This window comes from Calothrix sp. PCC 7507, assembly GCF_000316575.1.
In the GTDB taxonomy this organism is placed as follows: Bacteria; Cyanobacteriota; Cyanobacteriia; order Cyanobacteriales; family Nostocaceae; genus Fortiea.
In genome coordinates this window covers 5,046,194-5,071,536 of the sequence record NC_019682.1, presented here as the reverse complement: position 1 = coordinate 5,071,536, position 25,343 = coordinate 5,046,194, and the positions used below count along the sequence as shown (strand labels likewise).

Here is a 25,343-nt window from a genome sequence, read left to right as displayed (position 1 = left end):
GATAATTAATTTATGAACCAGGAAGTGATGCCGATTTATGCTCAGATTGCTGCCCAGTTGCGACAAAACATCCATCAGGGAGTGTATCAAGTTGGAGAACAGTTGCCGACAGAAACGAAGTTAGCAGAACAGTTTACAGTCAATCGCCATACCCTCAGACAGGCGATCGCACTGCTAAAAACTGAGGGATTGTTACGAGTTGATCGGGGGCGTGGGACTTTTGTTGCAGCTAAAACTATCCGCTATGCCATTGGGAACCGGGTGCGCTACAATCAGACGCTAAAAGCACAGGGTTGGCGAGCAAGGTTTCAACTACTCCGCGTCTTAGAAGTGCCTGCAGACACCGCTGTTGCTAAAGCACTAGAGATTAATCTTGGTGAACCGGTAGCTTTAATTGAGCGTCTGGGGTTAGCAGACGAAGAACCAATTAGTGTGGGTACAGGATATTTTCCCTTAAAACTGTTTCCAGATTTTTTAGAGCCAAAGAACATCAAGATTTTGCGAGAACAGCAATCGATATCACAGTTTTTACAGCAAATATATGGATGCGATCATATCCGCCGCAGTACTTGTGTTTCTGCACGTCTAGTTCAGCCTCAAGATGCCCAGTGGTTGCAACTGTCACTTAATCAACCCATCCTGTTAGCAGAGTCGGTAAACGTCGATCAAATAGGTAATGTCATTGAATATGGCGTGACTCGACTCCGGGGCGATCGTATGGAATTATTTTTTGAAAATGTTTCAATCCCTGATAGGGATTTAAGTTAATTGGAACGCAGCCCCACTGATATTGTTGATGGCGTTTCCGGCGTTTCAATCCCTGATAGGGATTTAAGTTAATTGGAACTTTGAGAGATGGGATTACAGCGAAAAACCCAACTTTGAGTTTCAATCCCTGATAGGGATTTAAGTTAATTGGAACCATCAGGAACAATCAATACCCCGGCACTGGCTCAGTTTCAATCCCTGATAGGGATTTAAGTTAATTGGAACCCTTCTAGGAATTGTCGTAATGGAACACTATGGCTGCTGTTTCAATCCCTGATAGGGATTTAAGTTAATTGGAACTACTTTTTTTATTCAAAAACGTGAGAATCCCAATAAGTTTCAATCCCTGATAGGGATTTAAGTTAATTGGAACAATTAATCTGCGGTTCTTCTTCACGCCCGTAGCTAGTTTCAATCCCTGATAGGGATTTAAGTTAATTGGAACCAATCGGATAGCTAGCTTGCTGGGATTAAATCAGATGGGTTTCAATCCCTGATAGGGATTTAAGTTAATTGGAACCTAAGTCGAGGATGCCTAGTTTCTCTAAGATTTTTTGTTTCAATCCCTGATAGGGATTTAAGTTAATTGGAACAACGGGAAATTTTCCGAGATGATTATGAGTACGGAGTTTCAATCCCTGATAGGGATTTAAGTTAATTGGAACCATGCTCGTAGTCGATGAATGCCAGCGCTACAAAGTTTCAATCCCTGATAGGGATTTAAGTTAATTGGAACTAAAAATATTCTCCTGAACCGACGATAAACGCCATGTTTCAATCCCTGATAGGGATTTAAGTTAATTGGAACAGGTGCCGTCTCAGTCTGTCAAGCCTATTTCTCCAGTTTCAATCCCTGATAGGGATTTAAGTTAATTGGAACTAGGGATGCTGTTTGCTCGTCTAGTTGCTGTGTTGTTTCAATCCCTGATAGGGATTTAAGTTAATTGGAACTCAATATACCCCCAAGCCCTAGGATCGCTCAAGGTATCGCCTAGTTTCAATCCCTGATAGGGATTTAAGTTAATTGGAACGAGTTTGGAGCGACGGCGAAAGTATCAAGGCAAAGTATGTTTCAATCCCTGATAGGGATTTAAGTTAATTGGAACGGGAAAGCAAAAGGCTTACCAAATCCATAAGGAAGTTTCAATCCCTGATAGGGATTTAAGTTAATTGGAACCTGAGTAAAGTTCTGGGGGAAGCAAACCTATTTCGTTTCAATCCCTGATAGGGATTTAAGTTAATTGGAACAGTGTTGAAGAAGTAAAAAATATCCTGATAGATGTTTCAATCCCTGATAGGGATTTAAGTTAATTGGAACTATAAATCCTGAAGATTATATATCCGATAAGGATGTTTCAATCCCTGATAGGGATTTAAGTTAATTGGAACCGAGCGTGACAGAGCCATTACCTCTTATGCCGAAAGTTTCAATCCCTGATAGGGATTTAAGTTAATTGGAACCGGAAAGCGCTAGGTGGCCGAGATGAAAGAGAAGTGTTTCAATCCCTGATAGGGATTTAAGTTAATTGGAACATTGGGACAGAAAACAACGAGCCACTGTCAACCACCGTTTCAATCCCTGATAGGGATTTAAGTTAATTGGAACCGGTGGTGAAGTCGTCACGGTCGTTGGCTTCAAAGGTTTCAATCCCTGATAGGGATTTAAGTTAATTGGAACGTGATTAATCCAGTAATATCCGCAGGAACGAGTGTGTTTCAATCCCTGATAGGGATTTAAGTTAATTGGAACTTGGGAAACATCACCCAACATGGGTATGAATACGTGGTTTCAATCCCTGATAGGGATTTAAGTTAATTGGAACATGTTTATTTTTTATCTGGTGAAGATAAAGTTTCTGTTTCAATCCCTGATAGGGATTTAAGTTAATTGGAACTTTGCTCCTTCACCATCTTTTTTACCCGCAAATAGAGCAGGGTTTCAATCCCTGATAGGGATTTAAGTTAATTGGAACCAAGCAGTGGTAGTTACACCTCAACCAACGGCTCTGTTTCAATCCCTGATAGGGATTTAAGTTAATTGGAACCTGAGGTGGGATTAAGATATACCTGCTGTGGATGTTTCAATCCCTGATAGGGATTTAAGTTAATTGGAACACTCAATATACCTCCTGGCTGCTTATCAGTTACTACGTTTCAATCCCTGATAGGGATTTAAGTTAATTGGAACGAAGTACTATAGACGAAGGTTCTTTTTATTTTCTAGTTTCAATCCCTGATAGGGATTTAAGTTAATTGGAACCTTCGTTAGTGATTTTGTTGGCATACATTGGAGTTTCAATCCCTGATAGGGATTTAAGTTAATTGGAACGAGTTTTTTCGGGTCGCATTCCACCGCCACCACCGGTTTCAATCCCTGATAGGGATTTAAGTTAATTGGAACTCAGCAGTTTAAAATTTCTATTTTTTCTGCCAAGAGTTTCAATCCCTGATAGGGATTTAAGTTAATTGGAACGAATCATGTCTTCCAGGTATTCCACTGGGAGTCCACCACGCGTTTCAATCCCTGATAGGGATTTAAGTTAATTGGAACCTGCCGCTGTCTGGGGAATACAATCCGGCACTAGGATTGTTTCAATCCCTGATAGGGATTTAAGTTAATTGGAACAGGATTGACTTTTTTTTCTTGGCTTGGAATTCTGGTTTCAATCCCTGATAGGGATTTAAGTTAATTGGAACGCCATAGCATTGCTTATGCCTATACTACTTTTCAGTTTCAATCCCTGATAGGGATTTAAGTTAATTGGAACTAAAGAGTTAATTGAAGAAATTCAAAGAGAAAAAGAGTTTCAATCCCTGATAGGGATTTAAGTTAATTGGAACAAGGACACGCTATTCTATGATCTCAAAGTCAGCAAGTTTCAATCCCTGATAGGGATTTAAGTTAATTGGAACTCGATCAACAAATCCAGTTATGGAATACACTTTCGTTTCAATCCCTGATAGGGATTTAAGTTAATTGGAACAAGGTTTTTAGATATTGAAGATAAGGTGTTTACGGGCGTTTCAATCCCTGATAGGGATTTAAGTTAATTGGAACTGATCCGACCCATTATGATAGTAACGATACTGATGTTTCAATCCCTGATAGGGATTTAAGTTAATTGGAACCATAGAGTAAATTAAAATTTTCATCGTGATTCCTTTTTTTGAGTTTCAATCCCTGATAGGGATTTAAGTTAATTGGAACTTAATATCTTTGGTAAACTCCGCTAATCTACCTTGTTTCAATCCCTGATAGGGATTTAAGTTAATTGGAACTTAATGCCGCGATCGCGGCATCTTGATAAGAAGTTTCAATCCCTGATAGGGATTTAAGTTAATTGGAACCGCCTGCGTCCAGAAGGCTTGATGTATTTGGTTTTCAAGGTTCAATAGTGTCAACCTAGAGACAAGATAGCTTTTTAGGTATTGGGTTGTCAAGGTGAAGGAACGGTAAATTCGCTGAAAACCAATTGTGATAAGGGTTTTAGATTTGGTGTCAACCTCTTGCATGGTGGAATCGAGTTCAAAGCTAGTGGGGATAAGGTTTTGAGGCAAAAAATTTTATCCTTGCTAAAAAACACCTACTGGTTGACACCATTTTTAATCAAAAAAGACAGTGGTAGCGATTGGCATTTCGCCAGCCATGCGCTCAATGTTGCCTTGACAGCAAGCTTAGAGGAAGTTTAGCATACCTAAAAATCAATACCAAAAATCCTTAACTGAACCATATTGGGTTGTAGGAACATTGTTGGTGAAGTTTTGATTTGTCATGCTCTACTAGATTTAAACTAGCCATCCTCTCACCTTGGAAGAGAGGAAATCAATCGTACCAGTAGCGACAATTAAAATAATCAGAATTGCACAGACTTTTTGATATTCAAAAGCACCAAAACTCTGATACAGAGATACCCCAATCCCACCAGCACCCACAATTCCTAACACAGAAGCCGAGCGAACATTGGACTCAAATCGATAGAGAATAAAAGAAGTCCATAAAGGCATGACTTGGGGAAACACTCCATATATAACTTCTTGAATTTGATTAGCACCAGTGGCGCGAATTCCCTCTACGGGACCTGGATCAATTGCCTCTACTGCTTCTGAGAAAAGTTTCCCCAGGACTCCAGCCGTATGCACAAATAGAGCCAACACGCCAGCAAAGGGACCCAAACCGACGGCTACGACAAAGATGAGTGCAAAAACCAGTTCGTTAATGGCACGCATAGCATCCAAGATGCGGCGTGTTGGCTGCACAATCCAGACCGGACAAATATTACTTGATGCCAGAATAGATAAAGGAACGGCGGCGATCGCTGCCATTAAAGTCCCCCAAATTCCCATCGAGATAGTAATAATAGTTTCCGTCAGATAATATTGCCAATCACTAAAATTTGGGGGAAAGTATGAACGGATATATTCCGCCATACTGCCGCCACGCTGGGACAATAAAATAAAATCTAGTTCACTTTGTTTATAAGAAAAAATCAAGATGGCGATAACAGCTATCAAGAAAAAAATCCGGCTTGCACTTACAAGTTTCGCTTCTTTCTCTAACATGATCTGCACCGCAGGAGATGCAGTAGAAACCACATTATTTTGTCTTAGGTAATTTTTAATATTTCTCATCATTTTTTACACGTAGGGGCGAACAACAGTTCATTGGTGTCAACTTAAGCTTAAACGCTTACCCGATATACGTTTTAACCCACCCCTCTGTCCCCTCCCCTTGCTAAGGCTACGGTGTACACACAAATCGGAGTTACTTTGAGATCCGGGTTTTACCCCCCTTAATCCCCCCTTATAAAGCTACGGTGTATACACAAGTGACTTATTTTGCTCAAAGCGCTCTCAGACCTAACCCCCAGCCCCTTCCCTACGAGGGAAGGGGAGCCAATCTTTAAAGCCCCTCTCCGCGTCGGAGAGGGGTTTGGGGAGAGGTCTGCCGACTTGTGTATACACCGTAGCCTTCTAAGGGGAGGGGAGGTTTTGCGTCAGCAAAACCGGGGTGGGGTGACGCGAAGAGTGATGGTAAGTGAGTTAATTAAAAATCCACGTTTTGACAAGGGTTTCACGTTAATTTGACACCAATGACAACCGTTCGCCCTCATTTCGCTGCTTTATTAACGTCCTTGGAGTGTTTTCAACTGGCTAGTCAATTCCTGTAATTTCTTTTTGTCTGCATCATTTAAAGCCTCTTTGGATTGCAACTCTAAAACTTGCTTGGCAATATCTAATTCTCGAATTGGGTTCCAAGTTTTATCACTAGCTGGAACTAAAGCTGACCATTGTAATGGCTCAAGAATTTTTTTATCTTTAAAACCAAAGAAGAAGTTGCGAATTTTCTTTTTCACATCTTCTGGTAAGTCTTTACGGTAGGCAATAGGGTCGCTAGGAATTATCGGCGATGTCCAGATGATTTCAATCTTTTTCCGACCTTCAGGATTTGTTTTTTCTAGGCGTTCTAAAGATTCGTTGTTATTGGTAGCAATATCTACTTGTTTATTGGCTACTGCTAGGGCAGTTGCTTCATGATTTCCAGCAAAAATTAACCGTTTAAAGGCTTTCTTTGGGTCAATTTTGTTTTTTGCAAAGACATAGTAGCTTGGTACTAAGAATCCAGAAGTTGAGTTAGGTTCGTTGAAAGCGAAGGTAAGTTTACTGGCGTTTTGAATTACATATTTGTCGCCACCTTGCTTTTTCGCTGCGGCGACAATTGGGTTGTCTTTGTTAGCAATCAAATGAGAATAGTAGCCTCTTTTGCCATCTAAACCTACTGTCTGAGCAAATGCTTCAGCGTTGGCAATTCTGGCAGCCTCAATATAAGATTTACCACCATACCAAGCCAATTGTACTCGACCAAAACGCATTCCTTCGATGACGCCTGCATATTGAGTGGCGTAGAAGGCTTTGACGGGAATCCCAATTGACTTTGATAAGGCGGCGATGAAAGGTTCCCACAAAGGCTTTTGATTGGCTTGAGATTCTGTAGAAATGATGCCAAAGTTAATTTCTTTGATGGGTGAAGTTGTTTGTGCAGATGCTATCGAGTCAGTGTCGAAGCTAGAAAGCAGTTTGACGCTTGCTAAAGAAGCACCAAATAAAGAAGTTTGTTGAATAAACGATCGCCTTTTCATTGTTAATTCCTTTGTTATTTGTCATTTGTCAGTCCCCAATCCCCAGTTCCCAACAGTGGAGATTACACCATTAGTTCACCGTGTCCTCGCATGACGAGTTCTTCTGCTGCTGTACCATAAAGTTCATTGAGCTTGCGATCGCCTAGTTCTGTGGTGGCGCCATCAAACAAGACTTCTCCGTCTCTGAGAGCGATCGCCCGGTTGAAGTAGCGACGCACCATCTGAATTTGATGTAAGGAAGTAACTACGGTGATCCTGCTTTCTCGATTTAGTTCCACCAGCAATTCCATGACTTTGCGGGCTGATTCTGGATCGAGGGAGGCGATGGGTTCATCTGCCAAAATGATTTTGGCTCTTTGAACTAGACAACGAGCGATCGCTACTCGTTGCTGTTGTCCACCAGATAGCATAGATGCCCGTTTATACGCATGTTCGAGAATACCTACTCTTTCTAATGCTGATAGGGCTTGAGTTTTTTCTTCTTGAGTAAATAAATGAAAAGCCGAACGAGCAAAAGATAATCTTGCTAAGTTACCGACAAGAACGTTTTCCAGCACTGTCAGCCGCTTCACTAAATTGAACTGCTGAAAAATGCAGCCTATCTGACTTCGCAATGACCTGATTTTAGAATGTAATTGACCGTTAGTTTGCAGAGGAGTTCCAAAAATGAAAACCGTTCCACTATCTCCATTCTGCAAACCATTCATATGTCGTAATAATGTAGACTTACCTGAGCCAGATGCACCAACAAGAGCAACCATTTCACCTTCCCTGATTGTGCAGGATAAGTTATCTAGTGCTGGCTTACCTTTAAATTTTTTCGATAAGTTACTAACTTCTATAGCTATGATGTTTCTCATTTTTTGACATTTTAATGTCTGGGGATAACTGTAAAATTTCTTGGTTAAGAAGTGACTAAGCTTAGGCTAATTTCCAATTTATCTACCTGAATACACTTTTTGAATCAGTACATTCTTGAGTATAGGTATTACCAAGCCTTGATAATGGTGAATATACTATTTGGTTAAAAAATGATTAAGTAAAAGTTAAATCATGATATAAATAGTCAGGATTTTTGTGTAAATACAAAGCGACTGAGAATATGTGTTGGAGCAATTTAAAAACTCAGAGAGACTTTAAGATAAAGATAGGCTTTAATTTAAGACTAGGTAAAGAAATTAATTATTTTTGGTTTTATCTGTAATGTTTTGTATGTAGCAAAGAGTTCTGGTATGCTACTGTTAAACTCGAATTCAGCAATTTTTTTGCAATTCGTTATCTAACTAATAACTCACATTAAGTTGTTAGGCTGAAAGTTGAATCCACTAGCTAAACACAACACATATAGTGCTGCTATAGGAATCCTAAATGATTGGTGAAAAATCTTAAGTAGTCATCATGAACTGCGTACATCAGAACACATAAAAGAGGGACTGAGGACTAGCATTTTTTACTCAGAACTTTCAATTCAGTTTAGTAGGGTGGGCAATGCCCACCATATTCAGATTTTCGTGGGCAACGCCCACCCTAATATGTGTAGTTCAAAAATCAAATAGGATTCCTATATCAGTGGATTTTCATCTGTTCAAAACTTGACTTTTTGTGCTGAGTAAACATCGGTTCGCCAATAATTTTTTCCTGGTGTGAGGACATAATCTATGCAGAAGTTTTGGTTAAATTCTTTACTATTCAGTCCGGCAGTGCTGGGTGCGTTAATGATATTTGCAGTGCCGATCGCATCAGCCGAAACACCCGAACCGTCAGCCCCTACTAATGACTCTACGTCTTTGGCACAATTGACCTCAGTCTCACAGCTTTCTGATGTTAGGCCTACAGACTGGGCTTTCCAAGCGCTGCAATCTCTAGTTGAAAGATACGGCTGTATTGCGGGCTATCCTAATAAAACCTTTTTAGGTAATCGTGCCTTAACTCGCTACGAGTTTGCGGCTGGTTTGAATGCTTGTCTAGATCAAGTTAATCAACTAATAGCGGCTGCGACAACTGAGCTAGTAACTAAAGAAGACCTCGCCACACTGCAAAAGTTGCAAGAAGAATATGCAGCAGAACTGCAAAGTATAAGGGGTCAAGTTGATGCTTTAGAAGCGCGTACCGCCACTCTTGAGGCACAGCAATTCTCGACAACTACCAAACTGCGGGGTGAAGTAATCTTCGCATTGGCTGGTGTTTTTGGTGATACTAGAGCGCTAAACTCAGATCAAGTGAGGTCGAATGCTGCTAGAACCAACCTCAACGATAATTTTATCTTTGCCGATCGCGTCCGTCTTAACTTAGACTCTAGCTTCACTGGTAAAGACCGTTTAAGAGTCAGACTGCAAGCCAGAAACATCACCTCATTCAATGCAGCTGTTACTGGCACCAACCAGACTCGTTTAGGGTTTGATGGGGATAGCACTAATAATGTCAGCGCCTCAGTAATTACCTATCGTTTACCTCTCGGCGACTCAACACTGGTGAACATAGGGGCATACGGGATGGAATTCATTGATGAGTTGCCTAACTTTAATCGTGGTTTCGATTCCAGTGGTTCGGGTGCCCTGTCTCGTTTTGGACGTTATAACACCATATATCGCTCCGTTGACTCAGGTGCGGGTGTAATTGTTAATCACAAGCTCAACGATGCAATCACCCTATCTGCTGGCTACATCGTACCAGACAACAACGCCAATGACCCTGCTAATAACAGAGGGCTTTTCAACGGTAGCTATACAGCACTCGGTCAGATCAACTTTCAGCCAACACCACAATTAGGTATAGGTTTTACTTACGCCAATTCCTATTACAGCGGTGGTGCTGTTACTGGTGGTAGTGGAGTTGCAGTTTCGGGTAGTACCGGCACCACTTTTGCCAACGATCCATTCAACGGTGCGCGCACTTCTAGCAATAGCTACAGTGTGGCGGGAACTTATCGGTTTAGTCCTCAGTTCACCATTGCTGCTTGGGGTGGATATACCGAAGCAACGGCTGAAAACACAATTAGTGGTGCTACTAAAGGAAACACAGCAGAAATTTGGAACTGGGCTGTACAGTTAGGTTTCCCAGACTTTGGTGGGGAAGGTAACTTTGCTGGTATTGTATTTGGTGCGCCACCATATGCAGCTTCCAACCAATATGTGAGTGGTACAAATCGCCGTACAGATAGTAATGTCTCCTACCACTTAGAGGCTTTCTACAAATATAAGTTGAATGACAACATTGCCGTTACTCCTGGTTTCATCACCATCTTTGATCCAGAAGGTAACAGCAGCAACCCCACCAGCTATGTAGGTGTGGTTCGGACTACCTTCACCTTCTAAATCAACTCAACTTGGCAATTTCCCAGAACCTGAACACGGTAGCACGACGCTACCGTGTTTTTTATTTGGTTGAGTTTATCCTGTCGTAGGGGCGTGGGAACCGCGCCCCTACGGCGCAACTGAGACGAGAGAATCTCGCTTTTTGCTGGTGGTTATTTGTTCTTGCAACTCTTGCCAACGCACGCCTTCCAAACTGGGTAAGACTAAATTAGCTTTACCTACGCGCTCGACTGGGCCCAGTCCAATAGCTAACATCCCGGCGGATCTAGCTGCTTCTATACCTACTGCGGCATCTTCAACGACAATACACTGTGAGGCTGAAAGGCCTAGCTGTGCAGCTGCAAATAAGAAGAGGTCTGGTGCTGGTTTTGGTTGGGAGACGCTATGGCCATCGGCGACGAAATCCAATTTATCTGCAATATCCAGGCGTTGAATTACAGTCTGGGCATTTTTACTAGAGGAACCCAAAGCGACTTTGATACCAGCCGCTTGCAGTTCTTGCAGCAAATTTGCGACACCAGGCAATAAATCGGTGGTGGTGATGTTCTGCATCAGTTCCAGGAAGTAGCGATTTTTACGCTCCATCATCTCTTGAATTTGCTCTTCGGTGATGGGGCGATCGCCTAAAATTTGTAGTAAAGTTTCTCGACGTGGCAAGCCTCGCATCCTATCGTTGGTTTCTCGGTCAAAGGGGATACCTTCTTCATCTGCTAGTTGCTGCCAAGCTAGATAGTGTAGCTCTGAGGTATCTGTTAATACTCCATCTAAATCAAAGATCACACCAGTAATTTTCGGGCGGGAAACTGTTGTTTCTGGTTGCAAATCAAAGTCGTACCATTGATTGTGCCATTGCAAGCGAAACTTCAAGCGTGTCCAGGTTGGTGGCAAATTAGGGCAAGCTACCGGGCCAAATTCAGTCATCCGAATACCGCCGAATCCAAATACCACAGCCTGCCAAACACCGCCAGCACTTGCGCCGTGAATCCCTTCAGCGGCATTGAGTCTAACGTCCTCCAAATCTACCAAAGCTGACCGCAAAAAGTGGGTGTATGCTTGGGTTGGTTGGTTGAGGTCACAAGCTAAGATGGCGTGAATTGCTGGGCCGAGTGAGGAACCATAGGTGTGGTCGGTGCGCTGGTTATAATACTCCCAATTGCTCTCTAAGGTTTTATGGTCATAACGCTGCCGCAGCAAGTAAAGCAGCATCAACACGTCAGGCTGTTTGAGAATCTGCTTTTGGCTTGTGGCTTCAATTCCCAATAGTCCTTGTAGGGATTTGTGACGCGGTTCGTAATCAGCAAAGTTGATATCTTCTAGTTGAAAGAAACCATCAAACTGTTCGATCAAACCTGTTTCTGCGTCTTGATTGATAAATAGACGCTCTTGGATTTCCGCCCAGAGGTGTAAACTTTCTGTGGTGAGGTTGATTTTTTGCGCTAGTTGTGCGGCTGTTTCCGGATAGGCTTGCTTCAACCAATCCCACAATGCTAAAGCTGATTGTAAATGCCACTGTACCATCAAGTTGGTGAAGGCGTTATTATCGACGCGATCGTGATTTTCGTCAGGGCCGATGACATCCAAAATGTCGTAGCATTGACGCTGTTGGTTCCACTGCACCCGACTTTCCCAGAAGATGGCTGTATCGAGGATAATTTCCGCGCCATAATCGCGCATCCAGTCATCGTCATTGGTGTATTGCCAATAGTGCCAAACAGCATAAGCGACATCGGCGGTAATATGCACTTCAATGTCACCGCACCAGATTCTAATTAATTCACCTTCCTTCTTCGCATCTGGTACCCAACGGGGGGTAACTTCATCGCCAGTGTTGGCACTTTCCCAAGCAAACATTGCTCCTTGATACCCCGCTTCTTGAGCTTTGCGTCTAGCGCCTGGTAAGGTGTGGTAGCGGTAGGTGAGTAAGTTACGGGCTAAGGCTGGTTGAGTTAAGGTGAGGAAGGGGAGAATAAAAATTTCCGTATCCCAAAAGATATGTCCGCTGTAGGCGAAACCAGAAAGGGTTTTGGGAGGAATGCTGACATGGGTGTCGTGACGCGGTGTTACAGCTAGTAACTGGAAGAGATTATAACGGACACTTAATTGAGCTTGGCGATCGCCTTCAATAATAATGTCACTGTCTTGCCACACTTGCTCCCATGCCGTAATGTGGGCTGCTAACAAAGTTGCATAGCTGGGTTCATCGGCTAGCCTCTCTAATGCAGCGGCGATGGGGATTTCGGTTTCCCGTGAGGTGAAAACGGTGACAATCTTTTCTACAGTCACGGTTTTTCCGGGTACACAATGGCAGGTGGTTGTTAAGCTTGGGGAAACATCAGCATTTTCCAGACGCACTGCTGCTGCATCGTCACCCTCAACTACTAACTTAGCTGCCATTCCCAGTTTAATTTCTGAGCGGCGAGTTTGGTGATACAGCCAAATAATTTGCTCTACACCACCTTGGTTTAGGGTTTTCCAGTGTTTAACCCCCTGGTTATCCACTTCCTCATCAAACCCAACTTCGATAGAGATATCACCTGCAAAGTCCAAAGATGTGATTTGACAACGGATAGCTAAAACATGTTGATCTGCTAAACTGGCGAAACGCTCAAAGTGCAAATCTAGGGTATGTCCTTGGGGAGAACGCCACCTAATATCACGGCTAACTATACCCAAACGCAAGTCTAAGCGCCGTTCATAGTGAAGAATCTCGCCACTATCCATGCTAAAGCGATCGCCTGCCACTGTCACCACCAATGGCAACCAGTTAGGACAGTTAACAAGTTCGGTATGAGTAATTGCCACATCATCATACACGCCGTGAATGAGCGTTGCTGGAGAATCGCGGGGATATCCTTCCTCGAATGTACCCCTTGTGCCTAAATAACCATTGCTGAGAGTAAAGACAGTTTCTTTATGGTGCAGCTGGGCAGGGTCAAAATTTGTTTCAATCACGTTCCAGTCTGTAGATGCAATCATTTGTTGATTGTATTGAAGATAATGATCAGATGCCTTGATCATGAGTAATTAAACCTACTTGTTATCACTTACTTTGGACAAACAAAATTCAATTTTTAGGGCATTTTTAGGATTTATCCAATCAATGCTCTCTTTTGCTTCATTTTTGCAACTTTGATACAGTCTCAAGCAGGAACATAGAAGTTTCCCCTAACATCAACATGCCCAACTTCATCCCTCTCTAGTTGGATTTTATTAATAACTTATGTTACAACATAGAATCAAAAAATAATCAAGAGACCATCATACTTTAGCAGGCAGATATTAGTGCAATTATCTTCACCTCTCACGGGTGCCTCCTTGGTGGTGCGTTCGGTATTCCGCCATAAATACTATCTAATAATCTGACTTTACCTGTAAGAACTAAATAAATTCCCGCCTTCGCATTTTTTGATTGCCAAAACAGTTTTGCTACTGGGGGTTCAACAATTTCAACTTTTGCCCAGCAATTCTGTAATTTTCTATCTAAAAGCTTCTCACTTCAGATAGTCGTCAGCAATGGACCTAGTGGTTTGTCAATTTTGTTTTGAGGGGTTTTTGGTAGTGCGGGCCGAAAAGCCCGCGTGAGCGAGACGCTCACACTACAGTCCCTCATTTCAACCCTGACAGACTACTAGTTGTTCTTGGGAAAACTTTGATGGCATTAACTCTCCTTTATCCCAAGTTTAGTTATTAATTTGCATGAGATTGAATGACTGATATAGCATTTCTCAACAAGCGTGAGGTACATCGGTAGGGGCACGGCAGTGCCCATTGGTGTCAACTTAACGTGAAACCCATATCCCGCCTCAGAATGAATTCTGAGTCTAATAACCCAAGTCATCTGTACACGAAGTGTTCCCGAAGGGTAGATGACTAAAAATTCTCAAAAATCCCCAGTTTACTTTAGTAAACTTTGGCTATTAGCCTTGGAATTCATTCCCAGGCGGGTAGGTAAGCCTTGCAATAAGCCATCTGTAGCTTAAGTTGACACCAATGACACAGCGTGATATGGTTCTGTACCTCATCTGAATGGGAAGCGCTATATATAGGAATAGTATTTGATTTTTGAAATACACGTAGGGGAGCCACCCTCGTCATTGGTGTCAACTTAACGTGAAAGCCTTGAAAACTCTCACTTACCGTCACTATCCTCGTTACCCCACCCTAAGCCTCCCCGATATATTGGGGAGCCACTGCGTTGCGGGGGTTCCCCCCGTTGTAGCAACTCCCGTCGCGTTGTCGCAAGTGGCGTTGGAGGCTTTGCGTAACCCAACATTCTGATATATGTTGCGCTCCGCTTCACCCAACCTACAATTTTTTTGCCACTTAAGATTTACTTTTAATTTTGCAAATACTTTCTCCGGGGAGGTGTTAGTAGTGTCAGCAAATATTGACAATGATGGTGGTAAAAATCTTGTACTAGAACAGGTAATATGAGGTCAATTAGAAACCTCAGTATTTACATCGGATTTGGGTTCAATCAATACATATTGATTCATGAAAAATTCTATAACCTTTGTTGGATAAAGGTTATATCTCGCTTGTTCTCAAAAATACTACACTCTTGATTTGGGTAGCTAGGCACTTAAATTGAATTCCCGATTTTTCGTGTGCATAAGTGTGAATTTCATCTCATTCATGATCTAAAAACTACAAAAAGACGTAAATTTTCTAGTTTCTTGGCATACATTGGTCAGTAGAAACCAGCAAGTGCAATCCACACGTCCTATGTACAACAGCGTTCTCAATTTGACTGTTTCTCCCGTGACGATCGCGATCGTTGGCGGCGGCTGTAGCGGTTCTCTGGTGGCGGCAAATCTTCTGCGTCATGCAACTATGCCACTATCCATCAAGCTGATTGAACGCAGTCAGGAAGTAGGCAAAGGTGTTGCTTATGGTACAAAAGTGGATTGTCACTTGCTGAATGTGCCAGCGGGAAAGATGAGTGCTTATGCAGATGAGCCAAATCATTTTCTCAATTGGTTACATAGCAATGGATATCAAGAGGTGACAGCTTCTACCTTTGTGTCACGTAAAGTTTACGGTAATTATATCCAGGCAACTTTAAACGAAGCAGAAGCTAATGCTCCAGCTTGGGCGCGATTTGAGCGGATTTTCGATGAAGCGATCGCTATCGAAACCACTCGTCACCGCACAATGGTTTATTTAAACAGTGGTGAAACGTTATACGTACAAAAGGCAGTGTTAGCGCTGGGGAACTTACCCGCTGCTTTGCCGAAACCCATCGCCGCTGTCGCCAATCGCTATGTCAAAGATGCTTGGTCTGAAGAGGCGATCGCTAACTTACAACCAGAAGATACCATTCTCCTAGTGGGCACTGGGTTGACGATGGTAGACGTGATGGTCGCTTTAGCTCAAAAAGGGTTCCGAGGAAAAATTCATGCCGTCTCGCGTCACGGGTTAACTCCCCTGCGTCACCAAACCACAACCCCCTACCCGGTTTTTCTGGATGTAGAAACAGCACCCAAAACAGCGCGGGAACTCCTGCATTTAGTCCGCCAAGAAGTGCGTCTGAGTCAAAATTGGCGTGCAGTGATTGATGCAATGCGCCCAATCACACAACAACTTTGGCAAGCACTCCCATTTAAAGAACAGAAGCGATTTCTGCGCCACGTCAAAGCCTACTGGGAAGTTCACCGCCATCGCATCGCCCCAGAAATTGCTGAGGTACTGGATGCGGCTATGCAGTCTAGTCAACTGAGTTATTACGGCGGACGGATTCAAACCTGTCAACAGATAGAAAACGGGGTAGAAGTGACAATTCAGGAACGGGAAACCCAGCAAAATATTGTTTTGCGAGTCAACCGAATCATCAACTGCACAGGCTCAAACTGTAACTACCGAGGTTCGCAGCATCCATTAATCGCTAGCTTAGAAAAACAGCGGCTAATTCGTCCTCAGGCGCTAGGAATGGGAATTGACACTGCCGACAATGGAGCCATTATTGATGCTGATGGCAATATCTCAGAACTGCTATACACTTTGGGAACACCACGCAAAGGCAATCTTTGGGAAACCACCGCAGTTCCCGAAATTCGGGTACAGGCGGCAGATTTGGCCCTAGAGTTACTGAAACCACTCAATCCCAAACCCTATGCTGTTGTTCAACCAGATTGGTTTAGTCATCCATTCGCTGTGTTGCAGAAACCCGCCATGCTATTTCGTCAACTGTTTGATCAAGAATCAAGTACCTACACCTACTTGATTGCTGATCAGTCAACCAAAGTAGCTATCTTAGTTGATCCAGTGTTTGAGCAGGTGGAACGTGACCTAAAGATTTTACGAGAATTGGGTTTAACTTTGAGATATTGTCTAGAAACCCACATTCACGCTGACCACATCACCGGTACAGACAAACTCAGACAACTGACAAATTGTTTAGGCATTGTGCCTGCAAATGCTGCCGCTAGCTGTGCAGACCGCTACATTGCCGATGGTAGCATCATGCAACTGGGTAGTGTGAAGATTCAGGCGATCGCTACTCCAGGACATAGTGATAGTCACATGGCTTATTTAGTCAACGGCACTCATCTATTAACTGGAGATGCCTTGTTTATCCGGGGTTGTGGTCGTACCGACTTCCAAAACGGCGACGCTGGATCATTATATGATGCCGTCACCCAAAAACTATTCACCTTACCAGATGACACCTTAGTCTATCCTGCTCACGACTACCAAGGACGGACAGTATCCACCATTGGCGAAGAAAAAACCTGGAATCCCCGATTTGCAGGACGTAGCCGCAGCCAGTTTATTGAGTTGATGAATAATCTGAATTTGCCCATGCCGAAAAAGATACTCGAAGCAGTGCCAGCAAATCAACAGTGTGGCAGAGGTTTATTTACCTTAGACTTTCAGATTTAGTCAAGCCAGGAGTAGTGTCATGTCTAGGCTAAAATGGTGCATTAATTCAATCAAATAAACCACCCATAAAAGACAATCTCGTTCAGTTGCTCTCGTAGTAGCATGGCACTAGTACAGTGCGGCGGAAATAAGCAGACCATTCTCAATCGCTAAAAAGCTTACTCCATATTACTTTTGACTTTTGACTTTTGACTTTTGACTTCCGCCTTGCGGTACTAGTAATACCAATTTAAAAAAAGAATGCGACAGATGGGTAGGGGCACGGCACCGATAAACTATCGGTTTTCCCGAAAGTCTATGGAAGCCGTGCCCGTACGCAGAATGTATGTGTTGCAAACATTATTTGAATTGGTATAAGAGGGTGTTTGAAAAGTCTAATTTATTACCAGCCCCGGCGATTAGAAATCGCGGCTACACAGACAAAACCCACCTCCGTGGGTTTCAAGACCCTGATTTTCCGTTAGTCCGCGCAGGCGGACTTCGTCTGTGTAGTAGCGAATTATATTCGCCCAAAACTTTTCAAACATCCTCTAAGATTATCGGCTTGTTGAAAAGATTGAGGATGCCGTGCCCGTACAACACCACGAACCTCTCAAAACTTTTGGGACAAACGTCTCATATCCCGCCCTGCACTTTGAGTGCAGGACTAAGACGCTGGATCATTAAGGCTTAATTCTGTAATGTTGGTGAGTACGTCAGTTAACAGTTTGATAACTGATAACTGATAACTGAATTAAGGTTGACGGCGCTGACGCAAGATTTCTAGATTCTTACGAATAGTTATTGTATTAGGATGATATACCCCTAACTGCCGTCTAGCCATATCCAAAGCTTGAATATAAAAAGGTTCTGCTTCGTTGTACCTTCCCTGACGACAGTATAGTGCAGCCAAATTATTTAGGCTAATTGCCACATCTGGGTGTGATTCTCCCAGTAAGAGTTTTCTCATTTCCAACGCTTGGATGAACAAAGGTTCGGCTTCACTGTACCTTCCTTGGAATTCGTAGAGTCCAGCCAGATTATTCAGGCTAGTTGCCACATCTGGGTGTTCATTCCCCAGTGAGGATTTTCTCATCTCTAAAGCTTGGATGTACAAAGGTTCTGCTTCGCTATAGCGTTCTTGTGATTCGTAAAGTAATGCCAAATTGTTGAGGCTAGTTGCTACATCTAGGTGTTCATCCCCCACCAGGCGTTTTCTCATTTCTAAAGCTTGGATTAACAAAGGTTCGGCGGCGCTGTAGCGTCTCTGTAAACGGCAAAGCAATGCCAAATTGTTGAGGCTAGTTGCTACATCTGGGTGTTCATCCCCCACCAGGTATCTTCTCATCTCTAAAGCTTGAATGAACAAGGGTTCGGCGGCGCTGTACTTTCCCTGGAATTGGTAAAGTAATGCCAAATTGTTCAGGCTAGCTGCCACATTGGGGTGTGACTCTCCAAAGCGTGCTTTTGTGGCTGACAAACATTGTTCATACCAAGGTAAAACTTGCTCGTACCAAGTTAAAACTTGCTCATCAGCCCCTTGTCCTTGATAAAATCTACCCAAACCCACAAGAGCGGAAATTAACTCTTCATTGCTGACCCAATTTTGATAGACTGTGGTGACTTGTGCAATATGAGGGATGACAAAGCTTACTTGCTCAATCTCTATCCGTGCGAGTTTTTGAGGAATCTTCCGCGCTACACTCACTATTGCTTGACAAAAACCACGCTTGAGTTTGTCAGCTTCGGGTAACTCTTCTAACTTCTGGCGTAGTAATTCCTGAATGCGATCGTGAAGTTGGTAATTTTCATTTACCAACTCTTGTAACAGATAGCGTTTAACTAAAACACTGCGGTTAGCCTTCAGGTCAAATTCTAAATGGCTAGCACTCGCTGCTAATTTTACCAAGTCCCAAGGGATTGAAGCCAAAGCAAACAAACTCAGCAGGCAAGCTAATGTTTGCGTCTCTGGTTCTAGACATTCCCAATTCAACTCAAAGGCTGCTGCTACGCCAGACTCGCCTGTTGATACTTTTAATTGCTGTAGCCGTGCAAGGATATCTGCTAGCATGATCCGCTCCCTGGCTCTCGGCGATGTGAGGCTAGTTGGTAGATTCCCAGAGGGATGTAACCGACAAATCGACAAAGTCCCTTAGCAATCTCTAATTCTTGTTCAACCCAATCTTTGCCCAACAGGTTCGTTAATAATTCTAGGGCTTCATCCGGTGACAAAGCGCCTAACTTCAGTGATGGATAAGTTAACCCTGTGTTCTGCTTAGTAGTAATTAACACCTTAAACCGAGAACCTCTGGATGGTAGATAGGGTTGAATTTGCATCCAATCTTTAATATCGTCAAACACTAGTAACACTTTGCCAGGTTGCCAGTGCCTCCAGCAATAGGCAATTTGACCTGAAAGGCTTAACCCCTCGCGAAGATTGAAGCCAGAGAAATTTATAGCACAAAACTCTACTAACTGAGTTTTCAAATCAATACCTTGAGGATTTAACCAACAACACCCTCCGGGATAATCTGCTAAAAATTTCCAAGAGTATTGAATAGCTAACTCTGTTTTACCCACACCACCTCGCTCAGTGACATCAGTAATTGCCACAACATCATTTTCTTGTAATAGCTGACGCAATTTTTCTAGCTGTTCATTTCTACCGACAAATTTAGTCGCTTTAGTTTGTTGAATATTGTGAATAATATCAAACGGATTGTAATAATATTGTTCCCTATCGCCGTCCCAACTGCGGTAATAAAAATACGTCGGCAGCAGATTTTTATTTAAACCTTGAAGCCGCTGCTTAACTTGTTCAAAAATTGCTTTCATATTAGGTGGAAAAGTTGCATTTTCTGCTGCAAAAGCCTCTCTCACCGCTTGAGAAAAATATCCTGTCCTAACTTCAGAGCTTACCCTAGCTGTTTCGCCTTCCCGCGTGGCAAGCAACACAAACTGTTGACTATCTTGCCTTGGCCGACCGCTCAAAAAAGCCGTACCACCTAAATTTGTCGGTCTGCCATTCAATTCTAAAACATAATTAGCACAGGCATCAATAATACAAATATGATTGCGAATGCCACATCTATCTGAACTCAACAAAACAAGTAGAGAATTCAAATCTAGATTTTGCCAATTGTGTTTAGTCGCATCAGCACAAATCAGGCGACGCTCTCGTTCTGAAGTAATCAATCCATGTCCTGCCCAAAAAATATAGAGTAAATCTCCCGACTTTTGGGAGAGAAAATTAGTCACAATATCATACAAATTTTGTTCGGTTGCCGATTCTATTAATAAATCACATTCCCCAACTAACTGATTATTTTCTTCTAGCGTTGATAAGCAAAGCCGGATATTTTTCTGAGGTACACCACATTGACGCAGCCATTGGGCAAATTTCAGTGCGTCATAAGCTGGCCCCCCACCCGGCACATTCCAAGTAGTTTCGTGGTACTTTTCAATACCCACAATTAAGCCATAGGTGCGCTCAGGTGTCGCCGTTACTTGCATTATGGCAACCTTGGTATAATCGCCTTCCAGGTGTCAGGGTTTGTCCAATAAGCACCGTGGGAGCGGGGAAAAGGTTGTTTGCTATCCACCTCTACATCCTGCACTCGATTGGAAAATATCTTACGACCAACGTAGCTAAGAAAATCCCGAAAATCGTAAATATTTACCCATTGAGGGAAATATTCTGGTAATGACTGACCAAACTCTAAGCTGTAAAGAGCGTTAATTTCATATAAAAACGGTGCTTGAGAACCAACGGTAACTAATAATTCCACTTGAGGTAATTGCTGTTGCACTAGCAAATCTACACTAGCGATACCTCCCAAGCTATGGGCGATTAAAACTACTGGTGGTTCGGCTTGTTCAATTTGTTGCTTGATAAACGCCCGAATTTTTTCACCCCGCGTCTGATACAGCAGGATATCACAAGGGATGGGCGAAACTTTATCAGTGAGAGCAAGGCGGTTTCGTTGGACATAATTTGTCCCCAGTTGAGCGAGTGACTTGAATAGCCAACCACCCAAACCCAACTCCGCTTCTCCCAACGCCAGAGTCAGCAATTCCACCACCTCATCCCGCAATTGTGCATCGGTGAGTATGGGGGGAAATCTTTCTTGCTGTTCGCTAATGAGCATCGCTTCAGCCACAATTGCCCTAGCTACGGCTCCATAATATTCATTAAAATCAGATGTTGAGATTGTGGGTAATGCTTCTTGATAGGGTTGAGAGCGAATCACATCCTCTTTTGCTGCTGCAAATATCTCTGCAATTCCCGCCTCTTGCAACTTGGCTTCTAGTCCCGGTTTTGGGGTGAGGCTCTGCACATGAGAGTTGAAAATATCCCGTGGTTGCTCTCCAAAAGGATTTCCTGCCTCAACAGGTTTCAGAGATAACAACCGCAATTCATACAAGGGATCAGTGTATAATTGCCCCCACAAGATAATTTTTGGGTCTTCTGTCTCTTCGGTAAATAAAGCCAGCGTTGCATCTGCTAAAGGTACTGATGCACCATTAGCATTGAACTTTGTACCCAATAAATCACCCCAAAGACAGGGAGCAACTTGAATATCAGGACGTTGAGCATGAATTTTCTGCTCAATTATCTGCAAAGTCTCCTCATATTCCCGTTCCCTGACTCCTGTACCGTGTACAAATATTACGGTTGTCATTTTTATCTATATTTATGGGGAGTTGATCGCACAGCTTCCCTAAGTATTATTCACAACCATGTTCTCTGATGCAAGTTTATTTTGAGTTCCACCTCAAAATCATTTCTTGGATCAATTGCGTCACTACTAAGTAGGTAGGCGTAAATAATTATTGTTGGGATAAGGCAGGGTGCAGGGGGAGAAAGAGTTTGAGTATCTGTAGGCATTGCCCAACGCCACTCCTCTCAACGAGGGAAACCCGCGCACAAGGGTGGCTCCCCTACGTATTGTATTGTTCAAAAATCAAAACGGACTGCTATATACGCAGTTTAGCTTGGTAAGTGGTCTAGCGATCGCCATATTTTTGTTAGCTAACGCTAAGTTATTAATCGTGAAAATCAATTTATCCAGGTCAACGGGTTTAATTAAATATTTTTCAACCTCTATCTCTGGAATTTCGTTAATGCTACTTGTGGGGCATGTTGAAGTGACAATAATTGGAATATGATTCCTATTGTCTGCTTCCATAGCACTTAATGTCTTAAGCAATGTATAAACACTTTCACCTAAAAACCTAATTTCACAAATCATGATGTGGGGAACGAACCAACTCATGATTTCTACAGCTTCCTTGATAGAGCCAGCTGTCATCACATTGGCACCAAAATATTTGAGAAAGATGGCATATAGCACTCCACTATCGACATCGTTATCTACAACGAGTATTTGCACACCTTTGAGTAGATCAACCTTAAAAGCAGCGGCAATAGTTGAATTCATAATAAAACCTGCAATTAGGATTTCCAGTGCAAAGCCCGATTGAAAAAACCTTAACTACAAGGGAGGCTCAATAACCGGGTAGTTGAATCAAAAGTGGAAGATAGTTCCTGTAAATAGTTCAAATTAAGCCTTTTGTTCCTGTACTATGGCTTGGTATTGTTTGATTTTGTGAATGAGTTGATTAACTACGACATAAAATGTAGTTCAAATCATTTTTTTAATAAAACTATATAAGTAGGGCGACGCAAATAAAGCTAACTGGTGGAGATTGTCAAGAGTCAAGAGTCAAGGTTATTCACTCCCGCGTCTCCCCCTGCTCCTAATGCCCTATTGCCATTCCCTGTCCTCAAGTTCCTTCTGAGGCAATAATAAAGTGGCTTCAATTTCTTGCCTGATGGCAGCTGTCACTTCACAATTGCTGTGCAGACAATCGAGTAGTAGCTGATTAGCATCGTAGTAACGCTGTAGCACTTGCTGTTGTTCAGGGCTAAACTGCCACTGGTGGTTAATATTGCGATAATTAATCACCGTCATTTTTAACTGTTCAGCCCAAGCTGAATAGTTCGTTTGCGACCATAGCTCAAACCGTTCTTGACTTTGACGAGAATTTGGCAATTGGTCAGAGAGTTGTTCCAAAGATTTATAAAGTCCAACATCGAGAACAATACCCAAAATGTTCGCGAGAGCATCTCCACAGGCGTGAAAGTGGGCAAAGTCTTGACTCTCCTGAATTGCACACTCCAGCAGCAGGTTATCTAATGCCGCATCCAGAAACATCCCTTGGTCAAGGCTGCTGGCTAGGGCAAAGTGAGGAGCTAGGCGAGGATTGCGACTCAAGGCCAGGTAAAATGCTCGCACTGTCGCATCTTTTGCTTGGGTGGGAATACTGCGAGATTTTTGGCTAGCCCAGGACAAAAACTCTTGTAAATAAGGGTCTTGGGCAACCAGTGCATCAATCTTTTGCTTCATTAACTGTACCAACCCGTCTGCACTCCGGAGCATAGTGGCTGTCAACAAGAAGATTTCGCGCCAGTGCGGGTCGGTGATGTGACTGACCAATCCTCCTAGCGCTTGCCCAAATGCCTCTAGGTTATGGCTGGCAACGATTTTTCTGGCCGTGAAGTATTCTTGAAACGCTAGATAGGAAAAGGAGAAAATTCCCCGCGCCCGTTCTGCTAATAGCCCATGTTGAGCTTCAATTGCTTTCAGGGCTGCTTCGCTTTCTATTTGCAGTTCATCTGCATCCATTGGCAAATTGGTTAGGTTTTGAATATAGTCACCAATGTATTGCTCAACGATACGTTGCTCAAAAAAGTACTGACCCTGCTCAAATGTCGCCGCTGCAATCTGACTCAATAATTTGAGCTTTTGTGGTAATAAAAAACCTCGGTAAACATCATCCCGTTCAATGCCTCTGGCTTCATCCCATTTACCCAATAGCAGGTCTAGACCTTGCTTATAAAAGTCAGTGCGTTTAGTGGGAAATTTTTCTTGACCGTGAAATACCCAGCAGGCAAGATGCAGAAATAGGGGTGTGACGACGAGTTGACGAAATTGCCAGTTTTCAGCTAATTCCAGCTTTTGAATAAACTCAACGGACTGGACTTGACCATCTTCAATGTTGGTTTTGGTAAAGGCCACAAACCATTTTTGAGCGAAGGCGATGATTTGTTCTGAAGTAAATGGGGCAATCTCAACATCGGTAAAGCCTCGGATTCTGAGTCTTTGAGCTGCTGTTCGACAGGTGGAAACCAATTGATTTTTGTGATATTTATCTGAAAATCTGCGAATTTCGCTTAAGACAGCATTGCTCTGTTGGTTAAGAACTTCATCCATACCATCAAGCAACAGTAACACTCTGCCTGCATTCAGCAAGGTTTCGATGACTGAGGGATCGGCAATTCCAGATGTGAGGAACTCCTGGCGGATGTAATTTAATAGGCTGAACTCGTTGGTAATTTTAGACTCTTGGGCAAAGTTTCTCAGTGTGATGAAGATTGGCACCTGATTCGCCGCAAATGCACCTTGGTTACATTGAATGGCGAGATGTTGTAAAAAGGTGGTTTTACCTACTCCTGGTTTGCCTAACACTCTGAGCTTGGAGTAGGTTTCAACTGCTTGTGTACCAGGTATCTGGTTCTCGTCAGCCTCTCCTAAGCCAAAACGATCAAATTCTTTGGGGTCAAGGTTTTGCAGCTCAGTGATTTCTAAGTACTGTTGACTGGCAATTGACTCTAAAATATTGACATCTATATATATGTCATCGATCGCTACGGGGCGACTGATATCCAATAACTGCAAGATACCACACTGGTCTTGAATTTTGTCGAAGCGTTGCGATCGCACTCGTTGCACCAAGACATCAATATCCCAGTCAGTAGCCTGGGCGAATTCTCCTCTTTCAGCAAATTCTGCTGGGGGTTCGGTAGCAATCTCCCGCCAATTCAGTTCTAATACAGAACAAATTTCAATAAATGTCAGACGTTCAATCGGCCGTCCACTAAAAAACCGCCAAATGGGTTGTCGGGTTTTTAAGTTGACTTCAACAGCCAGATTATCTTGTGTCCAACCCTTGCGAGCGAATGCTCTTTTAGCTTGTTGAATCCCGGTGAGTGATGCTTGGAGCGATCGCTTGACCATGAGGCAAAAATCATGCTCCTAAAATATCATGGGACTTAAAATTTTATTACTAACTGTGATTTCATAGTTTTTTATGTGTTGATACTATTCTAACTGCTTAAACTTATACAAAAACCAGTAGTATACTCTAAGTTTTTTTAACTTTTGTGTAAAACTCAAACTTTATATAATTATCTTATACA

The 25,343-nt window shown here is 42.8% G+C and carries 12 protein-coding genes, 1 pseudogene and 1 CRISPR repeat array; of the genes and pseudogenes, 4 read left to right on the top strand and 9 right to left on the bottom strand.

Annotated features, from left to right (window positions below; all coding sequences use genetic code 11):
* Nucleotides 1-12: 12 nt before the first annotated feature.
* Both phnF and CAL7507_RS32435 read left to right on the top strand, forming a co-directional pair.
* A pseudogene (gene phnF / locus CAL7507_RS30220) lies at nucleotides 13-678 on the top strand (phosphonate metabolism transcriptional regulator PhnF); the annotation flags it as partial.
* Between the two features lie 60 nt (nucleotides 679-738).
* Nucleotides 739-4,116: a CRISPR direct-repeat array (repeat unit 37 nt; unit sequence GTTTCAATCCCTGATAGGGATTTAAGTTAATTGGAAC).
* A gap of 201 nt (nucleotides 4,117-4,317) precedes the next feature.
* On the top strand, nucleotides 4,318-4,458 hold the full coding sequence (locus CAL7507_RS32435) for a hypothetical protein (protein ID WP_160166347.1): 141 nt from the start codon (nucleotides 4,318-4,320) through the stop codon (nucleotides 4,456-4,458).
* 96 nt (nucleotides 4,459-4,554) lie between these two features.
* On the opposite strand, the gene phnE is transcribed toward CAL7507_RS32435, so the two are convergent.
* The 3 genes from phnE to phnC form a co-directional block, all read right to left on the bottom strand.
* Nucleotides 4,555-5,400: a phosphonate ABC transporter, permease protein PhnE gene (phnE, locus tag CAL7507_RS21575; RefSeq protein ID WP_015130618.1), complete on the bottom strand. Its 846-nt coding sequence runs from the start codon at nucleotides 5,398-5,400 to the stop codon at nucleotides 4,555-4,557.
* Nucleotides 5,401-5,891: 491 nt separating this feature from the next.
* Nucleotides 5,892-6,905: a phosphonate ABC transporter substrate-binding protein gene (gene phnD, locus CAL7507_RS21570; RefSeq protein WP_015130617.1), complete on the bottom strand. Its 1,014-nt coding sequence runs from the start codon at nucleotides 6,903-6,905 to the stop codon at nucleotides 5,892-5,894.
* 62 nt (nucleotides 6,906-6,967) lie between these two features.
* Nucleotides 6,968-7,765, bottom strand: coding sequence for a phosphonate ABC transporter ATP-binding protein (gene phnC / locus CAL7507_RS21565; protein WP_015130616.1), 798 nt, complete (start codon nucleotides 7,763-7,765; stop codon nucleotides 6,968-6,970).
* Between the two features lie 798 nt (nucleotides 7,766-8,563).
* Between phnC and CAL7507_RS21560 the strand changes: the two genes are divergently transcribed.
* On the top strand, nucleotides 8,564-10,219 hold the full coding sequence (locus CAL7507_RS21560) for an iron uptake porin (RefSeq protein ID WP_015130615.1): 1,656 nt from the start codon (nucleotides 8,564-8,566) through the stop codon (nucleotides 10,217-10,219).
* A gap of 108 nt (nucleotides 10,220-10,327) precedes the next feature.
* Here CAL7507_RS21560 and pgmB read toward each other — a convergent pair whose 3' ends face one another.
* A complete protein-coding gene (pgmB, locus tag CAL7507_RS21555; protein ID WP_015130614.1) occupies nucleotides 10,328-13,237 on the bottom strand; it encodes a beta-phosphoglucomutase in 2,910 nt (969 codons plus the stop codon).
* 1,689 nt (nucleotides 13,238-14,926) lie between these two features.
* Here pgmB and CAL7507_RS21550 point away from each other — a divergent pair.
* Nucleotides 14,927-17,101, top strand: coding sequence for an FAD/NAD(P)-binding protein (locus CAL7507_RS21550; protein WP_236556787.1), 2,175 nt, complete (start codon nucleotides 14,927-14,929; stop codon nucleotides 17,099-17,101).
* 733 nt (nucleotides 17,102-17,834) lie between these two features.
* On the opposite strand, the gene CAL7507_RS21545 is transcribed toward CAL7507_RS21550, so the two are convergent.
* The 5 genes from CAL7507_RS21545 to CAL7507_RS21525 form a co-directional block, all read right to left on the bottom strand.
* Complete coding sequence (locus CAL7507_RS21545; RefSeq protein WP_015130612.1) at nucleotides 17,835-19,151, bottom strand: tetratricopeptide repeat protein; 1,317 nt, start codon at nucleotides 19,149-19,151, stop codon at nucleotides 17,835-17,837.
* Nucleotides 19,145-20,593 carry an NB-ARC domain-containing protein gene (locus tag CAL7507_RS21540; protein ID WP_015130611.1) on the bottom strand — a complete coding sequence of 483 codons (1,449 nt, stop codon included), beginning with the start codon at nucleotides 20,591-20,593 and terminating at the stop codon, nucleotides 19,145-19,147. The genes CAL7507_RS21545 and CAL7507_RS21540 overlap by 7 nt, the downstream gene beginning before the upstream one ends.
* Nucleotides 20,593-21,762, bottom strand: coding sequence for a hypothetical protein (locus CAL7507_RS21535; RefSeq protein WP_015130610.1), 1,170 nt, complete (start codon nucleotides 21,760-21,762; stop codon nucleotides 20,593-20,595). Before CAL7507_RS21535 ends, CAL7507_RS21540 begins: the two co-directional genes overlap by 1 nt.
* Before the next feature lie 282 nt (nucleotides 21,763-22,044).
* Entirely contained in the window at nucleotides 22,045-22,521 is a 477-nt protein-coding gene (locus CAL7507_RS21530) for a response regulator (protein WP_015130609.1), read from the bottom strand.
* 327 nt (nucleotides 22,522-22,848) lie between these two features.
* The gene (locus tag CAL7507_RS21525) at nucleotides 22,849-25,161 is read right to left on the bottom strand and encodes an NACHT domain-containing NTPase (RefSeq protein ID WP_015130608.1); all 2,313 of its coding nucleotides are present in this window, start codon (nucleotides 25,159-25,161) and stop codon (nucleotides 22,849-22,851) included.
* Between the last annotated feature and the right edge of the window lie 182 nt (nucleotides 25,162-25,343).

Coding starts and splice junctions, on each gene's coding strand:
- CAL7507_RS21545 (WP_015130612.1), bottom strand. CDS start 19,151: ATGCTAGCAGATATCCTTGCACGGCTACAGCAATTAAAAGTATCAACA.
- phnD (WP_015130617.1), bottom strand. CDS start 6,905: ATGAAAAGGCGATCGTTTATTCAACAAACTTCTTTATTTGGTGCTTCT.
- phnC (WP_015130616.1), bottom strand. CDS start 7,765: ATGAGAAACATCATAGCTATAGAAGTTAGTAACTTATCGAAAAAATTT.
- pgmB (WP_015130614.1), bottom strand. CDS start 13,237: ATGATCAAGGCATCTGATCATTATCTTCAATACAATCAACAAATGATT.
- CAL7507_RS21530 (WP_015130609.1), bottom strand. CDS start 22,521: ATGAATTCAACTATTGCCGCTGCTTTTAAGGTTGATCTACTCAAAGGT.
- CAL7507_RS21560 (WP_015130615.1), top strand. CDS start 8,564: ATGCAGAAGTTTTGGTTAAATTCTTTACTATTCAGTCCGGCAGTGCTG.
- CAL7507_RS21535 (WP_015130610.1), bottom strand. CDS start 21,762: ATGACAACCGTAATATTTGTACACGGTACAGGAGTCAGGGAACGGGAA.
- phnE (WP_015130618.1), bottom strand. CDS start 5,400: ATGATGAGAAATATTAAAAATTACCTAAGACAAAATAATGTGGTTTCT.
- CAL7507_RS21525 (WP_015130608.1), bottom strand. CDS start 25,161: ATGGTCAAGCGATCGCTCCAAGCATCACTCACCGGGATTCAACAAGCT.
- CAL7507_RS21540 (WP_015130611.1), bottom strand. CDS start 20,593: ATGCAAGTAACGGCGACACCTGAGCGCACCTATGGCTTAATTGTGGGT.